Genomic DNA, 21,558 nt, shown 5'->3' with positions numbered 1-21,558 from the left:
ATTATTTTATGTTAAAATTTAATCATTCTTATATTTTACGACTTAAATCGAACAAATCCGACCTAATTTTCCATAAATTTAGGTTTTGTATTGCTTTTAACTAACCATTAATAAATTTCACAATCTTTTTCTGCTCTGCTTCCTGGTTTAATTTGTAAACCTGTTCAGTTATTTTTCTAATTGCATCAGCCTTTTCAATCTTGCCGGACTCTTTAAAAATCTCCTCACCCCAATACCTTTCCGTAGTACAAAACACCGTCGAGGACCAGCCGTATTCTTCCCCATTGCTGGAAACCTTCTGCTTTTTTCCGCACATAGTCAGATACATCTTCATTTGCAGCTCCGTCAAGGCCCGGTCAAAGGCACTTTTCTCCTCTTTTCCGAACCCTGCAAGCTCTTTTATAGCATGAAGAGGCAGAATTTCATATTCAGCAACAACACTGTATATCCGTTTGGCATAATTGCTGGCTAATCCATCTTCATAAGCCTCTTCAAAAGTCATATCGCCGCGCCGGGCTGCAAGGAAATAAGGAATCCATTCCCTGGTGATGTAACCGCTTTTCTTAAAGAAAAACTTTCCATACCCTATGTCATCACGCTCATCCAGCACCCTCATGCGCCATTCCCATGGATCAGTTTCAGGGTCTCCTGTATGCCATTTCACTGGAGTTTCATAGGACGGCTGTTCATTCCAGTTCCAGTCAATCAGTGAAAAAATTCCCTCGCTGTTTCCTCCTCCCATGGAAAATCCCGCCTCCAGCAGTGCATTTACAAAATCCTCATAACATGATATCACCTTCTGATTCATTTCCAATCCCTCCTTTTTGTATATAGATGTTTTCTTACCTTCTCACTTTTTGTACCGCACTTCATAAACCTTAGAATGATTATATCACATTAACCCATAAAAAAAGACCCAGTCCCTTGTTTTTACAAAAGACTGAATCTCTTTCTTCTATCTATTACACGATACCCTGTGCAGTCATGGCCTCTACTACCTTTTCAAATCCGGCAATGTTGGCGCCTGCCACATAATTTCCCTTTACACCGTAACGCTCTGCTGCAGAAGCTGTCTTAGCATAAATCTGAACCATGATTTTGTGAAGTCTTTCATCCACTTCATCAAAGGTCCAGGAAAGCCTCTGGCTGTTCTGGCTCATTTCCAGTGCGGAAGTAGCTACGCCGCCTGCGTTAGCTGCCTTGCCCGGCATAAACAGAATTCCATTTTCCAGATAGAAATCAGTAGCTTCTCTGGTGGAAGGCATATTGGCACCCTCTGCAACTGCAAAGCAGCCGTTGGCCTTCAAAGTTTTAGCATCCTCTAAATTCAGCTCATTCTGAGTTGCACATGGAAGGGCAACATCACATGGAATGCTCCAGATTCCTGTTCCTTCTGTATAAACTGCCGTTGGAACCTCTTCCACATATTCGCTAATACGTCCCCTGCGCACTTCCTTGATTTCCTTAACCAGATCAAGCTTAATTCCATCCTTATCATAGATATAACCGCAGGAATCGCTTAATGCAACCACTTTTGCACCTAACTGCTGTGCTTTTTCGGTAGCATAGATTGCCACATTTCCGGAACCGGATATTACTACAGTTTTCCCTGCCAGCTCCTTGCCGTTGTCCTTTAACATTTCATCAAGAATATATACAAGTCCATAGCCTGTAGCCTGAGTGCGGACAAGAGAACCGCCGTAAGTAAGACCCTTTCCCGTAAGAACACCTTCATATAAACCGGTCAATCTCTTATACTGTCCGTACATAAAGCCAATTTCCCTTGCTCCAACTCCAATATCGCCGGCTGGAACATCCTGGTCTGCTCCAATGTATTTGGACAGCTCTGTCATAAAGCTCTGGCAAAATGCCATAACCTCTCTATCTGATTTTCCTTTGGGATCAAAATTAGAACCTCCCTTGCCGCCGCCGATGGGAAGGCCGGTCAGTGAATTCTTGAACACCTGCTCAAAGCCTAAGAATTTCAGAATACCCTGATTTACGGAAGGATGAAGACGCAGACCTCCCTTGTAAGGGCCGATAGCGCTGTTGAACTGAACACGGAAGCCTTTGTTAACCTGGACCTGACCATTGTCATCCACCCACGGTACCCGAAAGGAAATGATTCTCTCCGGCTCAACAAGGCGCTCCAAAAGCCCCATCTTACGGTATGTTTCCTCATTTGCATCAATGACCAGCTTTAAAGAGTCAAGCACCTCTTTAACCGCCTGGTGAAATTCTGCTTCTCCTGGATTCTGTTTCACAACCCTGTCATAAACCTCATCTACATATGACATAATTTTTCTCCTCCTTAGATTATTGTATATAAATTTACACAATACAAAGTTATTTAAAAAAATGCAAAAAGAGGCTAGAACTTTTCGAGTTCCAGCCCCTTTGCCTTCCCATAACCTGAAAAAAATTATAACAAGTTAATTTAATAAAGTCAAGGAGCTGTGATTCTTTATTTTTTGAATGTTAAAAATAGAATCCACACAAATTTTCTTTCATTAAAAAATTTTCTGATTAATATAATTACTTCATTGATTTTAATAAATATAAGTAATAAAATGGAATTATAAATTCAAAACATCAATCCAGCCCCGATATAACAAAAGTTTATGTGATATAGTTACAGACATTTCCCTTTATTTCCTTATAATAGATAGGAGAGAAGAAAGAAAATCAACTATTAATATAAATCTGAAAAATCCGGGAGGAAAACATGTTTAAATTTTTAAAACCAGCAGAAAGCAAAATCATCCAGGCTGCGGATATTGATAATCTGATCGGTGAAATAGAACTTATCGACATCCGGGAGCCCTACGAATACCGGACAGGAAGCATAAAGACAGCAAAAAACATCCCCATGGGAAATTTACTTGCTGAACCCGGGAAATTCCTAACCAAGGACAAAACCTACTACATCTTATGCCAGTCCGGCGGACGGAGCGCAAGAGCCGTAAAAGAGCTTTCAAAACAAAGCTTCCGTGTCTTAGACGTTGCGGGGGGCATGAATTCTTACAGAGCCATAAAAAAATAAAACCATGCAGCAACAGGAGGAATTTTATGAAGCAGAAAATATTGATCGTAGGGGGAGTGGCAGGCGGAGCATCAGCCGCGGCAAAACTCAGAAGAAACAGCGAAGAGGATGAGATCATTATGTTTGAAAAAGGGCCTCATGTCTCCTTTTCAAACTGCTCCCTTCCTTACCATTTAAGCGGAATGATAAACGATGCAGAAGACCTGGTTCTGATGAACCCGGAGCTCTTTCTCAGACAGTATCAAATTGATGCCCGCACAGGCAGCCAGGTTATAGCCATTGACAGGGAAAATAAGACCGTCACCGTAAAGAAAACAGATTCAGGTGAAGAATACAAAGAAACCTATGACAAGCTGATCCTGTCCCCTGGAGCAGCCCCCATTGTTCCCAAATTTCCCGGACTGGAAAAGGTAAATGTATTCACCGTCCGAAATGTGGTGGATATTGACCGGTTAAACCGTTTTGTAAAGCAGATGCCCGGCAAGGATATTGCTGTCATCGGAGGCGGGTTCATTGGAATTGAAATTGCAGAAAACCTGCAGAAGGCCGGATTCTCCATCACCCTGGTGGAGGCTGCCAGTCAGATTTTGAGGCCCTTTGACGATGATATGGTTCAGATTCTTCATAAGACGCTGATGGATCATGATATTAATTTGATCTTAGGAGACAAGGTAGAATCCTTTGAAGAAAATAAAGTAATATTGGCCTCAGGAAAAGAGATAGAAACAGGTGCTGTAGTCATGGCAATCGGTGTATCTCCGGAAACCCAGCTTGCAAAGGAAGCCGGTCTGGAAATCGGAGAAACAGGCGCCATAAAAGTAAACAGACATTATCAAACCAGTGATCCCAGCATTTACGCAGTGGGCGATGCAGTGGAAATTTACCATGCGCTGACCCATTCTCCCTCTAAGCTGTCTTTGGCAGGCCCTGCCTTAAAGCAGGCCAGAACTGCCGCAGACCATATTCATGGGAAAAACACTCTGAACAGGGGATATATCGGCTCCTCCGCCATTCAGGTATTTGAGTACAACGGCGCCTCCACCGGATTAAATGAAGCCTTGATCCAGGCCCTTCATATGAAAATCAATTATGACATGGTCCGCATTATCCTTTCAGACCGGGTTGGAATCATGCCGGAGGCGGCTCCCATGCACTTTAAGCTTCTGTTTGAAGTTCCCACGGGAAAAATACTGGGGGCTCAGGCCATTGGAAAAGGCGATGTCACAAAGAGGATTGATGTCATTGCAACCATCATAAAGCTGGATGGAACCTTAGAGGACTTAAAGGACATGGAGCTGTGCTATGCTCCCACATTTTCCACTGCAAAGGACATTGTCAATTATGCAGGGTATGTGGGCTCCAACCTTTTAAACCAGGAATTTAAGCAGGTGAATGTAGACAAGGTAAGGGAACTGGTGGAAAACCAGGAGCTGATCATTGATGTGAGGGAACCCTATGAATACGAAAGAGGCCATATCAAGGGAGCTTTTAACATACCCTTGAGCCAGCTCAGGGAACGGGTCAGTGAAATTCCCAAAGACCGGACCGTATATCTGCACTGCCGCACCGGACAGCGAAGCTATAACGCCGCCCTGGCTCTTCAGCACTTAGGTTTTCAAAACGTTGTCAACGTTGCCGGAAGCTTTCTGGGCCTTTCCTTTTACGAATACTACCATGACAAGGTAAGCGGAAGAAGTCCCGTTGTGACAGAATATAATTTTATATAAACAAAGAGCCTGTATTCAGTTTTCATCTTCTGAATACAGGCTTTTCCTCATTTCGTAAGCGCTCTCAATTTATCCTTGTCAATCACGCAGATAGCCCCTCTGGTCTGTTCGATGATTCCTTCCGCCTTAAACACCTTTAACATACGGGAAACCACCTCCCTGGCACTTCCGATGTATCTGGCAATCTGCTCCTGGGTAATGTACAGGCTGGTAGAATTAGTCTTAGCCATCTCATCCGCCAAAAAGATAGCCAGCCTTTTATCAAAGCTCATAAAAAGAATCTGTTCCATGGCCCACATCACGTCAGAAAACCGTTCAACGGCATTTTTATATGCAAAATTCTCCACATACACATTTTCATCGCTCAGCTTACTGAAAGCGCTTATGTGAATCAAATAGGCCTCAGTATCCTGTTCCGCATCAATGTGAACGTCAAAGGTAATATGGCTTAAAATACAGGAAGCAGAAAATACACAGACCTCTCCGGAAGAAACCCGGTACAACGTGACCTCTCGCCCATCCTCAGATAAAATATAAACCCGGAGCCCTCCGCTTTTAATCAAAAGAACACCCTGGCACTGACTGCCTGCACTGTGAAGGTTATACTCCTTCTTATAAGATACCGCAGAAATATTGCTTTCCAGAAAATCTGCTTCCCGTTCACTTAATTTATCCCAGAAATCAAGGCGGGACCGTATAAATGCCAATTCCTCTTTTCTAACCATCATCTGCTCCTTACACCAATACTTCTTCAGGCTTAAATTCCCCATTTATTTATGATATGTATTATATAACCCCTGTTCCGTAATTGTCAATCTGCCCCATTTTTTCAAATTTTCGTTTCCAAAACTTTACTTCCAAAAAATAGTTGCAAAAGAAACCTTTTAGTGATATGATTCCAAATAGTTGCAAGGGAAACTAATTAAAAAAATGAGGTGACAGTAAAACATGGACAACATCGGAAAGCTGAATGCTGCCATTTACAGAAACATACAAAGCATATTGAATTCCAAGCTAAAGGATATTTCCATCCAAAGCGGACAGCACGATTTCTTTTATGTCATTTCCAAAAATGAAGGAATTACTCAAAAAGACTTAAGCCAGCATCTTCACATTGGGAAATCCACTACGGCAAAAGCGGTGAAACAGTTGATTCATCATGGATATATCAAAAAGGAAAAGGATGAGAAAGACCGACGCTTTGAACGTCTCTATCTGACGAAAAAAGGGCAGGAAATCGCACCCAGAATAAGGAATACCTTTACGGAATTAGTCAGTATTACCACAAGAAATTTATCAGAACAGGAAACAGATCAGGCAATTGCCCTTCTCAACAAGATCCTGGAAAACGTATCCGAAGAAAAATCAGAAATACAATCCCCTACTGTCTGAAGAAAGGATCACATTATATGGAAGAACAAAAACAAACCTTATGGACAAAAGATTTTATCATCATTTCACTGGTAAACCTGCTGCTTTTCTGCGGATTCCAGATGCTTCTGCCTACCCTGCCCCTTTATGCTAAGTCTTTAGGAGGGGCCGATGCTCTTCTTGGCTGGCTTTTAGGAGCCGCCACGGTGGCTTCCCTTATCATCCGCCCCTTTTCAGGAATTGTCCTTGACAAAATAGGCAGAAAAGGCATCTTTTTCACCGGAGCTTTTATCATCATCCTGGTGACCATTGCTTATTCCCGGTTTCCTGTTGTGGGCATGATCATTGGAATCCGGTTTCTCCACGGGATAGGCTGGGGAATGGCTACCACAGCCAGCAGCACCATGGCATCTGATATTATTCCAAAGCCCCGGTTCGGCGAAGGCATGGGATTTTTCAGCCTGTCCAGCAGCCTTGCCATGGCTTTGGCGCCGGGAATCGGCCTGGGCCTGCTGGCCTCCAGAGGATTTATCTCCCTTTCCCGCTGGTCTGCAGGTCTTGGAGCCGCCGCCCTTTTACTGGCACTTTTCATCAGAAGTAAAAATACCGCCGCCAAAACAGAGAGGAAATTAAAAGCGTCTCCCTATGAGAAAGCTTCCATCCTTCCGTCTTTTGTCATGTTTTTCGTCAGCTCCACCTATGGCTCCATAACCGGCTTTCTTTCCCTTTATGCCTCAGGAAAAAACATTTCCAACATCGGTATGTTTTTCACTGTTTACGCCCTGTTCCTCCTGCTTTCAAGACCCCTTTACGGAAAGCTGACGGACCGCTTCGGATTTCCGGTGATCGTTTACCCGGGCTTTCTTCTAACTGCCGCCGCTATGATCCTCTTATCAAAGTCAGGAACCCTCCCTATGTTTTTGGCAAGCGCTGCGGTGTACGGCCTGGGCTTCAGTGCCCTACAGTCCAGCTTCCAAACCATGGCTGTGGTCCGTGCTCCAAAGGAACGGCTTGGTGCAGCCAATGCCACCTTTTTTACCGGTTTTGACGGAGGAATCGGCTTTGGTTCCGTAATCGGCGGAATGATCGCATCTAAGGCAGGCTACAGCAGCATGTATTTTTACTTTTCCCTGTTTATTCTGATTGCAGCAATTCTCTATTTCCTTGGATTTAGAAAGAAAAGCCTATAGACGAAGGGGATATTTCTGCAATCCATGACTGGTGCAGTAGACATATAGAATCCCCTTTCTTTTTCCAGCAGGCAGATAAAATTCCGGACTTTGTTCCGGATATAACCGAATGAGAAGGACCCTGTCATCGTGGACATAGGCAGAAAAAGCGATGTAGTGGTCCTTTTTCATGGGGTGATCCAGGGTTACATAATACTCCATATCTATTTTATCTACGGTCATCTTATGTTCCTCTGAAAAAGGTGAAACCTCTAAGGGGCTTATCTTCCTTCCACAGCAGGAAATAGACGTTTCTCCTGTGCTGACCAGAATATTGCCGCAGACAGAGCATACATAAAACTTTACCTTAGAGATTTTTCCAATGTCAGGCCGGTTAGGATTTAATTCACCTTGCAAAAGCACGAGAATATCCGCTCCCAGTATATCAGAAAGCTGGTTCCATAAGGCCGCATCAGGGCAGCCCAGCCCGCACTCCCACTTGGAGACTGTTTTATTGCTGATATGAAGCTGATCCGCAACCTGCTGCTGGGTCAGCCCTTTTTCTTTTCTCAACTGTAAAATCAAGTGTCCTATTTTTTGACAATCCATAATTCTTACCTCCTTCCATTACCTGTTAACCAATATTACAGCAAGCAAAGCATATAATCAATATTCTGTCCATTTTTAATATGAAAAACTGCCCTTTGATATGGAAATTATCATCTCCTCCAAAAGGCAGTTTAAAACCTGTTTATTCTATTGAATCATTTAAAACGCCTTCGCCATCAGATTCCTCCTGATCTGTTTCCTGAGCTTCATCGGTGTCAGATTCTTCTTCCTGATCAGGAATTTTCTCCTCTTCTTTATAAGGAGGCTCTTCTTCAAATTCTTTTTCCGAATCAGTTTCTTCTTCCGGAACCTCTGTCTCCGGGGCTTCTTCCTCCGGAATTTCTTCGTTTGGAATTTCTTCTTCCGGAATTTCTTCGTTTGGAATTTCTTCTTCCGGAATTTCTTCCTCTGGAGTTTCTTCGTCTGGAATTTCTTCGTCTGGAATTTCTTCTTCCTCTGGAACCTCTGTCTCGGGAATTTCTGCTTCTATGACTTCTTCTGGCATAATTTTCTCAGGCAATATCTCTATGGCCATACTCATACTCTGACCTTGCGTAAGTGCTACAGTTATTTCATACGGAGCATACCCCGGGGTCATGATCCTTATTGTATGTTCCTCTCCTGGAGTAAATTGATCTGCTTTAATAGTCAGGACCTGAGGCAGACTTGATGAATCAAAGGTATAATCTGTGTCTTTATACAGTTTAGTCTCATCTAGATAAACCTCTGTATTTGCAGTACTAAAATAGAAATATGATGTAGTGGAAATCTTTAATTCTCCATCATCCCACTGGTATGTTATTTCCGGAAGCAGCCGATAAGGCTTGAAGATGACCGTGCAGGAACGGTATCCTGGTACTGAAATAGTTATGGTATAGCTGGTGCTGTATGACAAGATGTCCTGCAATGCAAGTTTCAGACTGTCAGAATCTCTTTCATAATTTGAAACAGACAGAGCCCAGGAACCTTTTACAGAAATATGAGATTTATCAAGAGCATCCCACCACTCCTGATCTCCGTCACTCACCTCCAGAACAATTTCTTTTCCTCCTGACATGGACTCTTCCATAATCACTTCCAAAGCCGGCGGTGTCTTTGCAGCAACGTACTTTCCAAAATCCAATTCTACCTTTTGATAATTCTCATTACTCAAAATAATATGATTTACATCTTCCGTAAGCAATGAGGCAGAAACATAAAGTTTATTGCTCCCCTCTAAAGTATAATCCTTACCTTTTTCCAGTAAGCTTCCGTTTAAGGATACAACTGCCTGGCCATAAAAATAATTATCACTGCTGGTCAGCACCAGACGTTCCGTATCATAATTAATTACTCCTGTAATATTAACCGTGTTCAACACCTTCACCGTTGTTTGAGCAGTCCGGTAACCAGTCGCTTTTATTGTGATTGTATAGGTTCCTGAATAAGAAAGGCTGCTGTGACTTAAAACCAGTCCATCAGATTCTATTCTGGGGGTTACTGTATAGCTTCCTACAGTAACAGAATTAATCTTACTCAGCCAGTCTCCCACATTCCCCAATGCCTTTACTGTCACTTCACTTCCCTTCGGAACGGGTTCAGCCTTGATTTCCGGTGCTTCCAAAGGTACAGTCAATTCCCCTGGCGCTGTTCCTTCCAGATTTTTCACAGCATAATCAGACTCACGGAGTTCAATGGTATAGGGTTCGCCTGCTGTAAAATTATGGGCAAATATTTCAATTCCATTGCTGTAAGAGGATATGTAGTCATTACTCTCTCCCATAATCAATTCTTTTCCGTTTAAAACCACCTTCATCTTACTGGAAGTCAGATAAAAACTGTCACCTGTAAGCTTAAGGCTATAATTCTCATTATTCCAGCTTTGTATTACATCAGGTGCTGCTTTAACAGGTTTAAAAGTGATATATACCACCTCATAGCCTGGTACGGCAATCTTCATAGTATAATCGTAATATGTGGACATACTGCTGCTTAAAGTAACCGTAAAGCTGCTGCCTTCCTTGTTGAAAGAACTGATGGTTCCGGTTCCATACTTATATGACAATTGCAGATGGCTTTGGTCCAGGGTCTGGAACCATTCCATTTCTTCACTGTTCTCCGGGTATGAACCGATACGGAACACCATAGTTTTAGAATCTCCTATGACCTCATCAACCGTTATCTCTGCCGTCTTCTTAGGAATGATAAAATCATCCGAAGATTTTATGGTCAATGATACGTCCTCATATCCTTCTGCCTGAATCTCAAAGGTATTTTCTCCATTTACCAGATGACGGTAGGGAATATAAATCCGGTAATCATCACTGGTAAAATCCCCCGGCTCCAGCTTGTTTCCATTTACAATAACAGTCTTTATATCTTGCAGATAATAGGTAGACGAAGGTCTTAATTCCAGCCTTCCTCCTTCATTATTCCATACAGACGTAAATTCAGGAGCCTTATCTACAACAACAAGAGTCCCCTTCACATCCTCAAAACCAAAAGAGCGAATGGTAATCTCATACGTTCCACAATAATTCATAGGACCGCTGACACCGTCTCCCTTTACTCCCAAAGTAATTGTCTTTCCATCCTCTGACAGAGTATTATTCTCCTGATAATAGTGGTTTTTTATACTGCTGTATGGAATCTCAATTTCCGTAATGGAACGGTACCAGGACTCATTTTCCTCACTGAGCTGTATCACTGCATCTTTTCCTTTCAAGGAAGGTGCAATGGATAACTGAGGTCCAACAGTATTATCCGTTTTTCCAGTCAAAAGCTCAATCTTTGTTCCATAACCCGCTTTGTCTGTCAAATACTTCACATATCTGGGCAGGCTTTCTGCTTTCTTCCAGTTTCTCTTGGAAAGGTCTTTCGCCTCTGTACTCATTGTCAGGCTTTCATTTAATGCAATCTTTTTATCCAAAACTTCCCACTTGGATAAAAACACGTTTCCTGAGGCTGTTTCAATCCCCAAATCATCTGTGATTACATGATTGGCCGCCAGATCAAACAATATGGCAATGGAAGTCTTCTCTTCTTTTCCTTCCATATTGGCGGGAGGTGCGGCAGTCGCACTTGAAACTGCATCCAGAGCCATACTCTTTAAAGAAGCTGTCTGAAGCCTGATCTTCACAACATCTGCCGTAGTTTTTGATGACTTTACAAAAATAGACTCTCCCAGTTTGATAAACTTTACATATTGAGAAAGTGGGATGGATTCCTCTGCAAGCACCACCCAGGGAATATCAGTGGGAAGGGAAAACTCTGCCTCGGCTGTCTCATGTTCCACTACAGAACTCTTTCCCGGTTCTTTCAATAAAAGAGTAGATACAGTCCACTTTCCTGAGGTTATGGCAACAGTATGAGCATTCTTATCGGGCAGAGGAATTTTAACTATCTGTCCTGAAGAATCCACAGGTGTGACCAGAGAGGTTGCATCTTTTCCCGCTACAGAATAACGGAATGTTTCCACTCCTTTCGTCTGGTCAGAAAAGGTGATGGCTGCATAGGGAAGTCCCAGGACTGACACGATCCCGCTCTTTTCCACAATAACAGGATTTTTATTTTTCCAGGGATTTGTTTCCCCTGTGTTTTCTTCTTTGTTTTCTTCTTCCGGTTGATTTCCTCCATTTTCTTCCGGAATATTAATCCGGGGATCATCATCAGAATCATCGGAATCATAGGCGTCCTGTGACGAACTGCCATTCCATGCCCCGCTGCCATCCACATAGTATCCGTCAGGCGTATAACCGTTTACCACAGCTTCTCCTGACTGCTTGTCCAGATAATACCACTTTCCGTCAATCTCTTTCCAGCCTGAGGCCATGGAGCCATCTGCCTCCAGGTAATACCACTTTCCATCGATCTGTTTCCAGCCGGAAGCCATAAAACCATCTGCCTCCAGATAATACCATTTCTGATCCTGGTCCTGATACCATCCTGTCCTCATCACTCCGTTTTCATCAAAATGATACCATTTGCCGTCATCTGTTTTCAGCCATGAATTCTTCTGTTCCCGGCCGTCTTCCAGTATATACTGCCATTGGTCTCCGTTCTGCCTCCATTCCCCAGCAGACGACTGGATGGGAAATGAGATGGTTACAGCAGTCAGGACTGCCAATAATTTAATCCCGTTTCTATTTCTCATACATTTCTCCTTACATATGATTGAAGTTAGTTACCTCTAACCAATGCATTATATAATATTTTGTAACAATTCAGCAAGCTGCTAAACGAGAAAAATCTTCAACAGAGGCAGAGTGATAATTAATCACCATCAAGAACTAATTGTTAACCTTAATATATTTTAAGTTGACAATTGATTTTTCCTATGATACCATTTCCTCTAGAAAATCATACCACTGCAAAGGAGTTTACCACCATGAGTACAGTACAATCTTCCCATCCAAATACGTCATCCACTGTTAAGTCCTCCATTTCCACCAAAGAACTGGCCTTAACAGGAATGTCTGCAGCCATTCTTGCCGTGATTTCCCAGATATCCCTTCCCATGCCTACAGGAGTACCCATCACCATCCAGGTCTTCGGCGTAGTTTTGGTGAGCACTGTTTTAGGCTGGAGGCTTGGCTCCCTGGCAGCCCTCGTCTACGTGCTTTTAGGTGCCGTTGGGCTTCCTATCTTTGCCAACTTCAAGGGCGGACTCAGTTCCATTACAGGCCTTACCGGCGGCTATATCTGGTCCTGGCCTCTCATGGCTCTCATATGCGGAACCAGGCTCAGAACAGGCAGCAAGACCTTAAATACCTTTTTCGCCTTTTTCCTTCCCATCATAGGCACCCTGGTCAATGAGACCATGGGCGGTCTTCAGTGGGCGGCTCTGGCAGAAAATATGTCCGTACTGGGAGTCTTTACTTATTCCATGACCATGTTCATTCCCAAGGACATTGTTCTTACCATAATTGCCGTTATTGTCGGAATGCCCATCCGCAGAATCCTTTCCCGTCAGTTGTGATTTATTTGTAAAAACATATAGCTTTCCCGTCCGGCGCTTTTTTCAAAGCGCCGGTTTTTTCTTCCCCAGTCACTCTTCCAAACACTTTTCGGTCCTCCCTTTCAGCCGTTTTTTCAACTCAGCTTGACAGAAAGCTCTTTGAAACTTAAAATGTTCTAATGAAACAATCAATTCCAAAGAAAGGATTCTCATATGATCCAGGATATTTTCCCCCACGTATTTTACAATGAATTTGAAATAAAGACTCCGGATGAAGACAGCTATTTTCTCTATTTTCACTCCGGACGCATTTTGTTAAAAAAAGAAAACTCCCCTGAAATTCCCAGGTTCAAAGAAATAAAGGATTTAAACCAGGAGGCCATGTCCCACTGCGATTATCTCTTTTCCATTGACCGCATGGATTTTTTTCTGGTAGATGAAACCAGGGTTTCCTTAGAAGAAAACTCTTCTCTCGCCTTTTATGAAACCAATATCATACGAAACCTTAATCCCATGTGGGTCTCCTTTGCTGCCGTAAACGGGGAACACCTTTACCGCTTCTACGGAACCAACCGTTTCTGCGGCTGCTGCGGCTCTCCCACCATGAAGAGCAAAAAGGAGCGTTCCATGGTCTGTACCTCCTGCGGCAATACGGTTTACCCAAAAATCTCCCCTGCCGTTATTGTAGGCGTTACCTACGAAGGAAAGCTTTTGTTAACCAAATATGCCGGAAGGGAATACACCCGGTACGCTCTCATAGCCGGCTATACGGAATTCGGCGAAACTCTGGAGGACACCGTAAAGCGGGAGGTGATGGAGGAAGTCGGTCTTGAAGTGAAAAACATCCGTTATTACAAGAACCAGCCCTGGGGCTTCAGCGACTCCATTTTGGTGGGCTACTGGGCCGAGGTTTCCGGTTCTCCACAAATCCGGCTGGATGAAACGGAGTTATCCACTGCCGTCTTTATGACTCCACAGGAAATTCCCGACGACTTTACCAATTTAAGCCTGACCCATGAAATGATTCTGCTTTTTAAAAACGGATACCTTGAATAAATCAAAGACGAAAGGCCGCACCAAATTTCTGGTACGGCCTTTTGCCACCTATTTTAACTTATTTACCGTAGTAAGCCTTTAAGTACATTTCCTTGATCTCGCTCAAAAGAGGATATCTTGGATTTGCGCCTGTACACTGGTCATCAAATGCATTTTCAACCATCTCATCCAGAGTTTCAAGGAAGCATTTCTCCTCCACTCCGTACTCTTTAATGGAAGCCTTAATGCCTACAGCCGCTTTTAATTCTTCAATCTTCTTAATAAAGTTCTTAAAGATTTCTTTATCATCCTTACCCTGTACACCGCAGAAACGTGCGCACTCCACATACCGTTCAAAGGTGTGAGGATACTGGTACTGGGAGAAGGTTCCCATCTTAGCAGGAGCTTCACAGGCGTTAAACTCCATAACCAGGGTAATTAACAGGGCATTTGCCACACCGTGGGGAAGGTGATGGTAAGCACCTAATTTATGAGCCATGGAATGGCACACCCCTAAGAATGCATTGTTAAATGCCATACCCGCCATACAGGAGGCATCTGCCATCTTGCATCTGGCTTCCACATGATCTCCCTGATTATAAGCTGTGGGCAGATAGTCAAACACGTTCTTCATGGCCTTTAATGCCAGACCATCGGTATAATCAGAAGCCATAACAGAAGCGTAAGCCTCTAAGGAATGGGTCAGAACGTCAATACCGGAAGCACTGGTTAAGCCCTTTGGCTGGCTCATCATATTGTCCGCATCTACAATAGCCATATCAGGCATTAATTCATAATCAGCTATGGGATACTTCACTCCTGTTTCCTGATCCGTAATAACCGCAAAGGAAGTCACCTCAGAACCGGTACCGGAAGAGGTTGGGATTGCCACAAAGTAAGCCTTTTCTCCCATTTTCGGGAAGGTGTAAACCCTTTTGCGGATATCCATAAAGCGCATAGCCATATCCTTAAAATCCACTTCCGGATGCTCATACATCACCCACATGATTTTGGCTGCGTCCATGGCAGAGCCTCCGCCTAATGCGATGATGGTATCCGGCTTAAAGGAGTTCATAGCTGCCGCACCAGCCTGGGCATTTGCCAGGGTTGGGTCAGGCTGAACATCAGAGAATACTGTGTAAGCAATTCCCATTTCATCTAATTTATCTGTCACCGGCTTGGTGTAACCGTTCATATGAAGGAAGGAGTCTGTTACCACAAATGCTCTTTTCTTGTCATAGACATCCTTTAACTCACTAAGCGCCACCGGCATACAGCCTTTTTTAAAGTAAACCTTCTCCGGATTTCTGAACCACAGCATGTTCTCTCTCCTCTCAGCAACGGTCTTGATATTCAGTAAATGCTTGACACCCACATTATCGGATACAGAGTTTCCACCCCAGGAACCGCAGCCTAAGGTTAAGGATGGGGCCAGTTTAAAGTTATAAATATCACCGATGCCGCCGTGAGAAGACGGTGTGTTCACCAGGATACGGCAGGTTTTCATAGCTGCCGCATGCTTTGCCAGCTTTTCCTTTTCATTTACATTTGCATAGAGGGAAGCCGTATGGCCGTAACCGCCGTCAGCTACCAGCTGTTCTGCTTTTTCAATGGCCTCATCAAAGGTTGCCGCCTTATACATAGCCAGTACCGGAGACAGCTTTTCATGGGCAAATTCCTCTTCAATGTGAACATTTTCCACTTCGCCGATAAGGATTTTTGTGGCTTCCGGAACTTCAATTCCTGCCAGTTTTGCAATGGTTGAAGCCTTCTGTCCTACTATTTTAGCATTTAACGCACCATTGATGATAATAGTCTTACGAACCTTGTCCAGTTCATCACCTTTTAAGAAGTAGCATCCTCTGTCTGCAAACTCTTTCTTCACTGCATCGTAAATGGATTCCAGAACTGTCACAGACTGTTCAGAAGCGCAGATCATACCGTTGTCAAAGGTCTTGGAAAGGATGATGGAGTTTACTGCCATCTTAATATCTGCCGTATCGTCAATCACCACAGGAGTATTTCCTGCACCAACACCCAGAGCCGGCTTTCCGGAAGAATAAGCTGCCTTTACCATGCCCGGGCCTCCCGTTGCCAGAATAATATCGGCACCTCTCATAACCTCATTGGTCAGTTCCAGAGAAGGTACATCAATCCAGCTGATAATTCCTTCCGGAGCCCCTGCCTTAACAGCGGCATCGAGAACGATCTTTGCTGCGGCAATGGTAGAATTCTTTGCGCGGGGATGAGGGGAAATGATGATGGCATTTCTCGTCTTCAAGCTGATCAATGTTTTAAAAATAGCAGTTGAAGTGGGGTTCGTAGTTGGGATAACCGCCGCAATAAGGCCGATTGGCTCTGCAATCTTCTTAATTCCATAAGCCTTATCTTCTTCAATCACACCGCAGGTCTTTGTATCTTTATAAGCATTATAAATGTATTCAGCAGCATAGTTATTTTTAATGACTTTATCTTCCACCACACCCATGCCGGTTTCTTCCACAGCCATTTTTGCAAGAGGTATTCTCATCTTATTGGCAGCACTGGCAGCCTCGTAAAAGATTTTATCTACCTGTTCCTGGGTATAAGAAGCAAATACTTTCTGCGCTTCCCTCATTGCGTCCATCCTGGCAATCAGGGCATCTACGCTGTCAATGATTTGGGGAACCATGATCTTTTCTTCTTTCTTTGCCATTTTAACTTTCCTCCGTTTTTATAAGTCAAATAGGTATTTGTTATTATTTTAACGATCTTGATACTTACATTATATTCTATTGTTATTTTTTTGTCAATATTCTTTCCTAAAAAATATTTGCCTAAAATTCCTTGCATTTATATAAAAACTTGGCAATCTTCTATATGTATGCTATTATAGCCTCAGAATCTAAAAAATTTTTATTTTTTCATGAAAACAAGGGGATTTAAAAGTATGAAAATAACCATTGGAATCGATATCGGAGGAAGCACGACTAAGATCGTTGGATTTCAGAATAATCAACTGAAAATTCCTACTTTCGTAAAGGCCGATAACCCTATTGCCTCCCTCTTTGGGGCATTGGGAAAATTTATTTACGACAACAGCATTCAATTAAATGAGATTGAAAAAATCATGATTACAGGTGTGGGAAGTGCCTACGTGGAACAGCCTTTATATGGGATTCCCACTTATAAGGTGGGAGAATTTACCTGCAACGGCTTGGGCGGACAATATTTTACCGGGCTCCAGGACTTAATCGTGGTGAGCATGGGAACAGGAACCTCCATGGTTCAGGTAAACGGAGATAAAATCGTCCATATCGGAGGAATCGGAATCGGAGGAGGAACCATTATGGGACTTTCCAGCCTTCTGCTGAAAACCACAGATATTTCTCAGATCATTGATCTGGCCGGAAGAGGAAATTTAAGCAATATTGACCTGCAGATTCAGGATATCTCAAGAACTGCTCTCCCGGGACTTCCCCTGACAGCCACTGCCTCCAACTTTGGAAAGGTCCGAAATTCCATATCAGAAGAGGATATCGCCATCGGTATTATCAACATGGTAGTACAGGCCATCGGAAAATCTGCCATACTATCCTCATTAAACAGCAACATCCATAATTTTGTCATGACCGGCAATTTGGCAAAGCTGCCTCAATGTCCTCAAATCCTCCATTCTTTAGAAGAGCTTTTTGACGTCCATTTCATCATACCGGACCAGGCTGAATACGGCACTGCTATCGGTGCAGCCCTCACCGAAGAACACCATATGGAAATGAAACAAATTTTATTATAGCTGACATTGAAACATAATGAATGTAAAAAACCAGGTGAGCCAATACAGCTCCACCTGGTTTTTTTATGAATGGTATCCCAATGCCTGTTCCAAGGCATCCTTTTCTTCACTTCCTAAAAGAACATCTGTTTCCCCTCTGTCCACTTCCTTGATATAGACGTAGCAGCCTTCCCGGCTGTGAACGGAATTTAAAACAAATCCGGAATTGGTATAATCCAGCATTGCCATAGCAAAGCTTAAATTTCCTCCCATTCCTTTAAATGCATTGTACTTCACAATACCGAATTTTTGAAAAGCACTTCGATAATTTTTATTGGTATTGCGCAGGGAGTCCTTATTGGCCCGGTCTTCTGCCTTTAACTCTGCAATATCCTCCATCTGCTCCATAATAATATCTTCCAGAGTCTCCGCATCTTTTCCTCTCATAAAGTAATCATATCTGCGGTACAGCTTTCTCATCTGAATAAGACATATAATCACGACCACCAATAATATCAAAGTGACTGCAGCTAATCCAAGTATTAAAAAAGCAGGATCAATCGGAAACTGATTTAATCTGCTGTTATCCATTCTTTCGTCCTCGCTTTCATAAACATTACCCCCAAGGGGTACTTTCTTTGCCTTATGGGCAAACTTACCTTATCTTATGGATTCTATTAATTCTACTATTCTTTCCAATTCTGCCTCAGAATAATACTCGATTTCCACTCTTCCCTTATTTTTATCCTTCCGGTTAATGCTGACCTTGGTTCCCATGGCAGTCTTCATCCGGTCCTCTAACTCCCGGAAAATCAGAGTAAGAGTTTCATCTCCATCCGGTTTTTCCTTTTCTGTTTTCTTTCTGGATAAGGATTTTACCAGCCGCTCCACTTCACGGACGCTTAAATTCTCTGCTGCAATCTTTCCTGCAAGCTGAAACTGCAGCTCCCCATCTTCCACTGCCAGCAAAGCCCTGGCATGTCCGCCTGAAATCTGGTTCTGGATCAGCATATCCTGAACCCTTTCATCCAGCTTTAACAGTCTCATGCTGTTGGTAATAGTCACCCTGTTTTTGGACACTCTGGCCGCTATTTCTTCCTGTTTTAAGCCAAATTCCTGCATCAGCCTCTGATAAGCCCTTGCTTCTTCAATGGCATTTAAATCCTCTCTCTGAACGTTTTCGATCAAAGCGATTTCCATAGTCTGCTGCTTGGTGTATTCCCGGATTACTACCGGAACTTCCTTAAGACCTGCCAGCTTGGCAGCTCTCCATCTCCGTTCTCCAGCAATAATTTCATAAAGATCACCCTTTTTTTGCACCAAAAGAGGTTGTAAAATTCCATATACCTTCATGGACTCCGCCAGCTCAATCAAAGCTTCCTCTTTAAAATCCGTTCGCGGCTGATCCTGGTTTGGCTCTATGGAAGACAGCTTTAAAAACATTTCTTTCCCTGTTTCTGGTTCAGATGCTGTTTGATCTGTTTTTCGGCTCTGGCCTTCTGATAAAGCGGATTTTCCCGAAGGAGGAAGAGAAGACCCTTTAAGGTTTTTTGAATTTTGCTTCATTTCCTGCTCTTCTGCCGCAGATTCCATTACTTCATCTCCAAAAATGGCCCCAAGGCCTTTTCCTAAACCTGTTCTCTTTCCCATATTTAGACTTCTTCTCCTCTGCTTATTACTTCTGCAGCCAGCAACCGGTAGCTTTCCGCTCCTGCTGACCTGGAATCATATAAGTTGATGGGCATCCCGTGGCTGGGCGCTTCAGCCAGCCTTACATTTCTGGGTATAATGGTCTTGTAAATATTCTGGTTTAAATTGTTCTTTACGCTTTCCACAACCTCCAGAGAAAGGTTTGTCCTGGCATCGTACATGGTAAAAACTACACCTTCCATTTCAAGAGAAGGATTCAATTTCTTTTTTACCAGATTTACAGTTTTTAAGACCTGGCTCAGTCCTTCCAAAGCATAATATTCACATTGAATTGGCACTAATACGGTATTTGCAGCTGTTAAAGCGTTGATCGTCAGCAGGTTCAATGACGGAGGACAATCTATGATGATAAAATCATAGTTTTTCTTGATTTTTTCAAGATATGTTTTGAGCAGTCTTTCCTTGTTTTCAATCTCTAGTAATTCGATTTCAGCACCTGCCAAATCTACATCAGACGGAAGCAAATCCAGATTTTCCTGAACATTGGTAATCAGGCATTCTTCAATTTCACAATCTCCTACCAGCAAATCGTAGACGGTTCGTTCCATAGTGGTTTTTTCCACTCCCAGTCCGCTGGTTTCATTTCCCTGTGGGTCAAAGTCCACAGCCAATACTTTCTGTCCCGATTCCGCAAGACAGGCGGATAAATTAATTGCAGTGGTCGTCTTTCCCACTCCGCCCTTCTGGTTTGCTATCGCAATGATTCTTCCCATTTTGCCTCCATATCCTGTTGGTTCACAAACTCTAAGTTGAAATATAACTTTATTTCAACCTTATATTTTTTCCGGTTATAACATTGGAAATTGCAGTACAGACTAGAGTATAGCATATTTTATTTTTTTTTCCTATGGTTTTTATGTAAAAAATACATAAATTATCAAAAAATGTTTCACGTGAAACATTTTTCCATAAAAAACCCATTCATTTCCAAGTTTTAAGAATAAATTAATATGTTTCCCGTTGTAAGTATATATCGATTATATTATAATAGGGGAAGAGATCATTTCCTTCAGGAGGTAACCTATGAGAACAAAAAACAAATTGCTGACTTTGCTTATTTTATCAGCCAGCTCTGTTGCTGCTACGGCTGTCATAAATAAATTTGTTAAAATTTCTGCCCTGTCCAAAAACTTGCTGGCAGATTCAAAATCACTTTGCTTCAAATGGCGTTTCGGCAACATTCATTATACAAAGACAGGCTCTGGAAAACCGTTGTTATTGATCCATGATTTAAATGTCTGTTCCAGCGGCTATGAATGGAATCAAATGATCCATGATTTAAAAGATCATTACACCGTATACACCTTGGACCTCCTTGGATGCGGACGCTCTGAAAAGCCGGATTTGACTTATACAAATTATCTTTACGTGCAGATGATATCCGATTTTATTAAGTCAGAAATAGGACACAGGACCAATGTAATAGCATCCGGTTCCTCCTCCTCCCTGGCTGCTATGGCTTGCAACAATTCCCCTGAGCTTTTTGATCAGGTTATGCTCATTAACCCGGACACGCTTCTGGCTTGCAGCCAGATTCCCAACAAACACGGAAAAGTATATAAATTCATTTTAGACCTTCCTGTTATAGGAACACTGCTCTATCATATTGCCGTTAGCAAGCAATCCATTACAGAAGAACTTACTTCCAACTACTCCAATCCTTATTCTGTAAAGACCTCTCTCATTGATACTTATTATGAGTCCGCTCATTTGGGAGAATCACCAAAGTCCTTATACGCAAGCGTGAAGTGCAACTATACAAAATGTAACATTTCCAATGCATTAAAAAAGATCAACAACAGTATTTATCTTGTGGGGGGAAGCTCCATGGAAAATATGGAAGAAACCATAAAGGAGTATCAGAATCTTAATCCAGCCATTGAAAGTTCTTTCATAGAAAATTCCAAATATTTTCCACAGCTGGAAAATCCTTCTGAACTGTTTAATATTATTCAAATGTTTTTTGTTTAAAAAATAATGTTTCACGTGAAACATCCACAAACAGAAATCTCTGTTACAAATGGATGTTTCACGTGAAACATTTTATTTTATCCCTAAGGGATATTATCTTGTCCTACTATCAAATAACTTATCTTTCTCTCAAAAGCTCTTTCTTTATTTCATTTGCAAATTCACCTTATTACTCATATAATCTTCTATTTGCTCAACCGTGAACTCACCTTATCACCCATGGACCTTCTCTT

Annotated in this window: 17 protein-coding genes; 8 read left to right on the top strand and 9 right to left on the bottom strand. The window is 42.5% G+C overall.

Annotation, left to right across the window (positions count from 1 at the left end; genetic code table 11):
- Window positions 1-100: 100 nt before the first annotated feature.
- Together V7M78_RS04100 and gdhA are read right to left on the bottom strand one after the other, a co-directional pair.
- A complete protein-coding gene (locus V7M78_RS04100) occupies window positions 101-808 on the bottom strand; it encodes an AlkZ-related protein (protein ID WP_333646715.1) in 708 nt (235 codons plus the stop codon).
- Between the two features lie 154 nt (window positions 809-962).
- Complete coding sequence (gdhA, locus tag V7M78_RS04095) at window positions 963-2,297, bottom strand: NADP-specific glutamate dehydrogenase (RefSeq protein ID WP_333646713.1); 1,335 nt, start codon at window positions 2,295-2,297, stop codon at window positions 963-965.
- 428 nt (window positions 2,298-2,725) lie between these two features.
- Between gdhA and V7M78_RS04090 the strand changes: the two genes are divergently transcribed.
- Together V7M78_RS04090 and V7M78_RS04085 are read left to right on the top strand one after the other, a co-directional pair.
- Entirely contained in the window at window positions 2,726-3,043 is a 318-nt protein-coding gene (locus tag V7M78_RS04090; RefSeq protein ID WP_333646711.1) for a rhodanese-like domain-containing protein, read from the top strand.
- 26 nt (window positions 3,044-3,069) lie between these two features.
- Window positions 3,070-4,770 (top strand): FAD-dependent oxidoreductase, encoded by a 1,701-nt coding sequence (locus V7M78_RS04085; protein ID WP_333646709.1) that lies wholly within the window; start codon window positions 3,070-3,072, stop codon window positions 4,768-4,770.
- Window positions 4,771-4,817: 47 nt separating this feature from the next.
- Here V7M78_RS04085 and V7M78_RS04080 read toward each other — a convergent pair whose 3' ends face one another.
- On the bottom strand, window positions 4,818-5,495 hold the full coding sequence (locus V7M78_RS04080; RefSeq protein WP_442914625.1) for a Crp/Fnr family transcriptional regulator: 678 nt from the start codon (window positions 5,493-5,495) through the stop codon (window positions 4,818-4,820).
- Between the two features lie 223 nt (window positions 5,496-5,718).
- Between V7M78_RS04080 and V7M78_RS04075 the strand changes: the two genes are divergently transcribed.
- Together V7M78_RS04075 and V7M78_RS04070 are read left to right on the top strand one after the other, a co-directional pair.
- On the top strand, window positions 5,719-6,162 hold the full coding sequence (locus tag V7M78_RS04075; protein WP_333646707.1) for a MarR family winged helix-turn-helix transcriptional regulator: 444 nt from the start codon (window positions 5,719-5,721) through the stop codon (window positions 6,160-6,162).
- Between the two features lie 17 nt (window positions 6,163-6,179).
- The gene (locus V7M78_RS04070; RefSeq protein WP_442914622.1) at window positions 6,180-7,331 is read left to right on the top strand and encodes an MFS transporter; all 1,152 of its coding nucleotides are present in this window, start codon (window positions 6,180-6,182) and stop codon (window positions 7,329-7,331) included.
- Here the strand turns inward: V7M78_RS04070 and V7M78_RS04065 are convergent.
- Together V7M78_RS04065 and V7M78_RS04060 are read right to left on the bottom strand one after the other, a co-directional pair.
- Window positions 7,326-7,919, bottom strand: a complete 594-nt coding sequence (locus V7M78_RS04065) for a helix-turn-helix domain-containing protein (RefSeq protein ID WP_333646706.1) — start codon at window positions 7,917-7,919, stop codon at window positions 7,326-7,328. The genes V7M78_RS04070 and V7M78_RS04065 overlap by 6 nt on opposite strands.
- A gap of 142 nt (window positions 7,920-8,061) precedes the next feature.
- Window positions 8,062-12,051: a hemoblobin-interacting domain-containing protein gene (locus tag V7M78_RS04060; protein ID WP_333646705.1), complete on the bottom strand. Its 3,990-nt coding sequence runs from the start codon at window positions 12,049-12,051 to the stop codon at window positions 8,062-8,064.
- A gap of 234 nt (window positions 12,052-12,285) precedes the next feature.
- Here V7M78_RS04060 and V7M78_RS04055 point away from each other — a divergent pair, with 234 nt between their 5' ends.
- Complete coding sequence (locus V7M78_RS04055; RefSeq protein ID WP_333646703.1) at window positions 12,286-12,876, top strand: biotin transporter BioY; 591 nt, start codon at window positions 12,286-12,288, stop codon at window positions 12,874-12,876.
- Between the two features lie 192 nt (window positions 12,877-13,068).
- Window positions 13,069-13,911, top strand: a complete 843-nt coding sequence (gene nudC, locus V7M78_RS04050) for an NAD(+) diphosphatase (RefSeq protein ID WP_333646701.1) — start codon at window positions 13,069-13,071, stop codon at window positions 13,909-13,911.
- Between the two features lie 58 nt (window positions 13,912-13,969).
- Here the strand turns inward: nudC and adhE are convergent, their stop codons facing one another.
- Window positions 13,970-16,585 (bottom strand): bifunctional acetaldehyde-CoA/alcohol dehydrogenase, encoded by a 2,616-nt coding sequence (gene adhE / locus V7M78_RS04045; protein ID WP_333646699.1) that lies wholly within the window; start codon window positions 16,583-16,585, stop codon window positions 13,970-13,972.
- A gap of 234 nt (window positions 16,586-16,819) precedes the next feature.
- Here adhE and coaW point away from each other — a divergent pair, with 234 nt between their 5' ends.
- The gene (gene coaW, locus V7M78_RS04040) at window positions 16,820-17,665 is read left to right on the top strand and encodes a type II pantothenate kinase (RefSeq protein ID WP_333646697.1); all 846 of its coding nucleotides are present in this window, start codon (window positions 16,820-16,822) and stop codon (window positions 17,663-17,665) included.
- A gap of 63 nt (window positions 17,666-17,728) precedes the next feature.
- On the opposite strand, the gene V7M78_RS04035 is transcribed toward coaW, so the two are convergent.
- From V7M78_RS04035 to V7M78_RS04025, 3 genes are all read right to left on the bottom strand, one after another.
- Entirely contained in the window at window positions 17,729-18,235 is a 507-nt protein-coding gene (locus V7M78_RS04035) for a DUF4446 family protein (RefSeq protein WP_333646696.1), read from the bottom strand.
- Window positions 18,236-18,304: 69 nt separating this feature from the next.
- Window positions 18,305-19,294 carry a ParB/RepB/Spo0J family partition protein gene (locus V7M78_RS04030; protein ID WP_333646694.1) on the bottom strand — a complete coding sequence of 330 codons (990 nt, stop codon included), beginning with the start codon at window positions 19,292-19,294 and terminating at the stop codon, window positions 18,305-18,307.
- A 2-nt stretch (window positions 19,295-19,296) separates the two neighbouring features.
- Window positions 19,297-20,067 (bottom strand): ParA family protein, encoded by a 771-nt coding sequence (locus V7M78_RS04025; RefSeq protein WP_333646692.1) that lies wholly within the window; start codon window positions 20,065-20,067, stop codon window positions 19,297-19,299.
- A gap of 310 nt (window positions 20,068-20,377) precedes the next feature.
- Between V7M78_RS04025 and V7M78_RS04020 the strand changes: the two genes are divergently transcribed.
- Window positions 20,378-21,325 (top strand): alpha/beta fold hydrolase, encoded by a 948-nt coding sequence (locus V7M78_RS04020; RefSeq protein ID WP_333646690.1) that lies wholly within the window; start codon window positions 20,378-20,380, stop codon window positions 21,323-21,325.
- The last annotated feature ends 233 nt before the right edge of the window (window positions 21,326-21,558 follow it).

This window comes from Lacrimispora sp. (assembly GCF_036758025.1).
Taxonomy (GTDB): Bacteria; Bacillota; Clostridia; order Lachnospirales; family Lachnospiraceae; genus Lacrimispora.
This window is presented reverse-complemented; position numbering and strand designations above follow the sequence as displayed.

Bases quoted from the DNA above. Each gene is read 5' to 3' on its own strand.
- V7M78_RS04100 (WP_333646715.1), bottom strand. From the start codon at position 808: ATGAATCAGAAGGTGATATCATGTTATGAGGATTTTGTAAATGCACTG.
- gdhA (WP_333646713.1), bottom strand. From the start codon at position 2,297: ATGTCATATGTAGATGAGGTTTATGACAGGGTTGTGAAACAGAATCCA.
- V7M78_RS04090 (WP_333646711.1), top strand. From the start codon at position 2,726: ATGTTTAAATTTTTAAAACCAGCAGAAAGCAAAATCATCCAGGCTGCG.
- V7M78_RS04085 (WP_333646709.1), top strand. From the start codon at position 3,070: ATGAAGCAGAAAATATTGATCGTAGGGGGAGTGGCAGGCGGAGCATCA.
- V7M78_RS04080 (WP_442914625.1), bottom strand. From the start codon at position 5,495: ATGGTTAGAAAAGAGGAATTGGCATTTATACGGTCCCGCCTTGATTTC.
- V7M78_RS04075 (WP_333646707.1), top strand. From the start codon at position 5,719: ATGGACAACATCGGAAAGCTGAATGCTGCCATTTACAGAAACATACAA.
- V7M78_RS04070 (WP_442914622.1), top strand. From the start codon at position 6,180: ATGGAAGAACAAAAACAAACCTTATGGACAAAAGATTTTATCATCATT.
- V7M78_RS04065 (WP_333646706.1), bottom strand. From the start codon at position 7,919: ATGGATTGTCAAAAAATAGGACACTTGATTTTACAGTTGAGAAAAGAA.
- V7M78_RS04060 (WP_333646705.1), bottom strand. From the start codon at position 12,051: ATGAGAAATAGAAACGGGATTAAATTATTGGCAGTCCTGACTGCTGTA.
- V7M78_RS04055 (WP_333646703.1), top strand. From the start codon at position 12,286: ATGAGTACAGTACAATCTTCCCATCCAAATACGTCATCCACTGTTAAG.
- nudC (WP_333646701.1), top strand. From the start codon at position 13,069: ATGATCCAGGATATTTTCCCCCACGTATTTTACAATGAATTTGAAATA.
- adhE (WP_333646699.1), bottom strand. From the start codon at position 16,585: ATGGCAAAGAAAGAAGAAAAGATCATGGTTCCCCAAATCATTGACAGC.
- coaW (WP_333646697.1), top strand. From the start codon at position 16,820: ATGAAAATAACCATTGGAATCGATATCGGAGGAAGCACGACTAAGATC.
- V7M78_RS04035 (WP_333646696.1), bottom strand. From the start codon at position 18,235: ATGGATAACAGCAGATTAAATCAGTTTCCGATTGATCCTGCTTTTTTA.
- V7M78_RS04030 (WP_333646694.1), bottom strand. From the start codon at position 19,294: ATGGGAAAGAGAACAGGTTTAGGAAAAGGCCTTGGGGCCATTTTTGGA.
- V7M78_RS04025 (WP_333646692.1), bottom strand. From the start codon at position 20,067: ATGGGAAGAATCATTGCGATAGCAAACCAGAAGGGCGGAGTGGGAAAG.
- V7M78_RS04020 (WP_333646690.1), top strand. From the start codon at position 20,378: ATGAGAACAAAAAACAAATTGCTGACTTTGCTTATTTTATCAGCCAGC.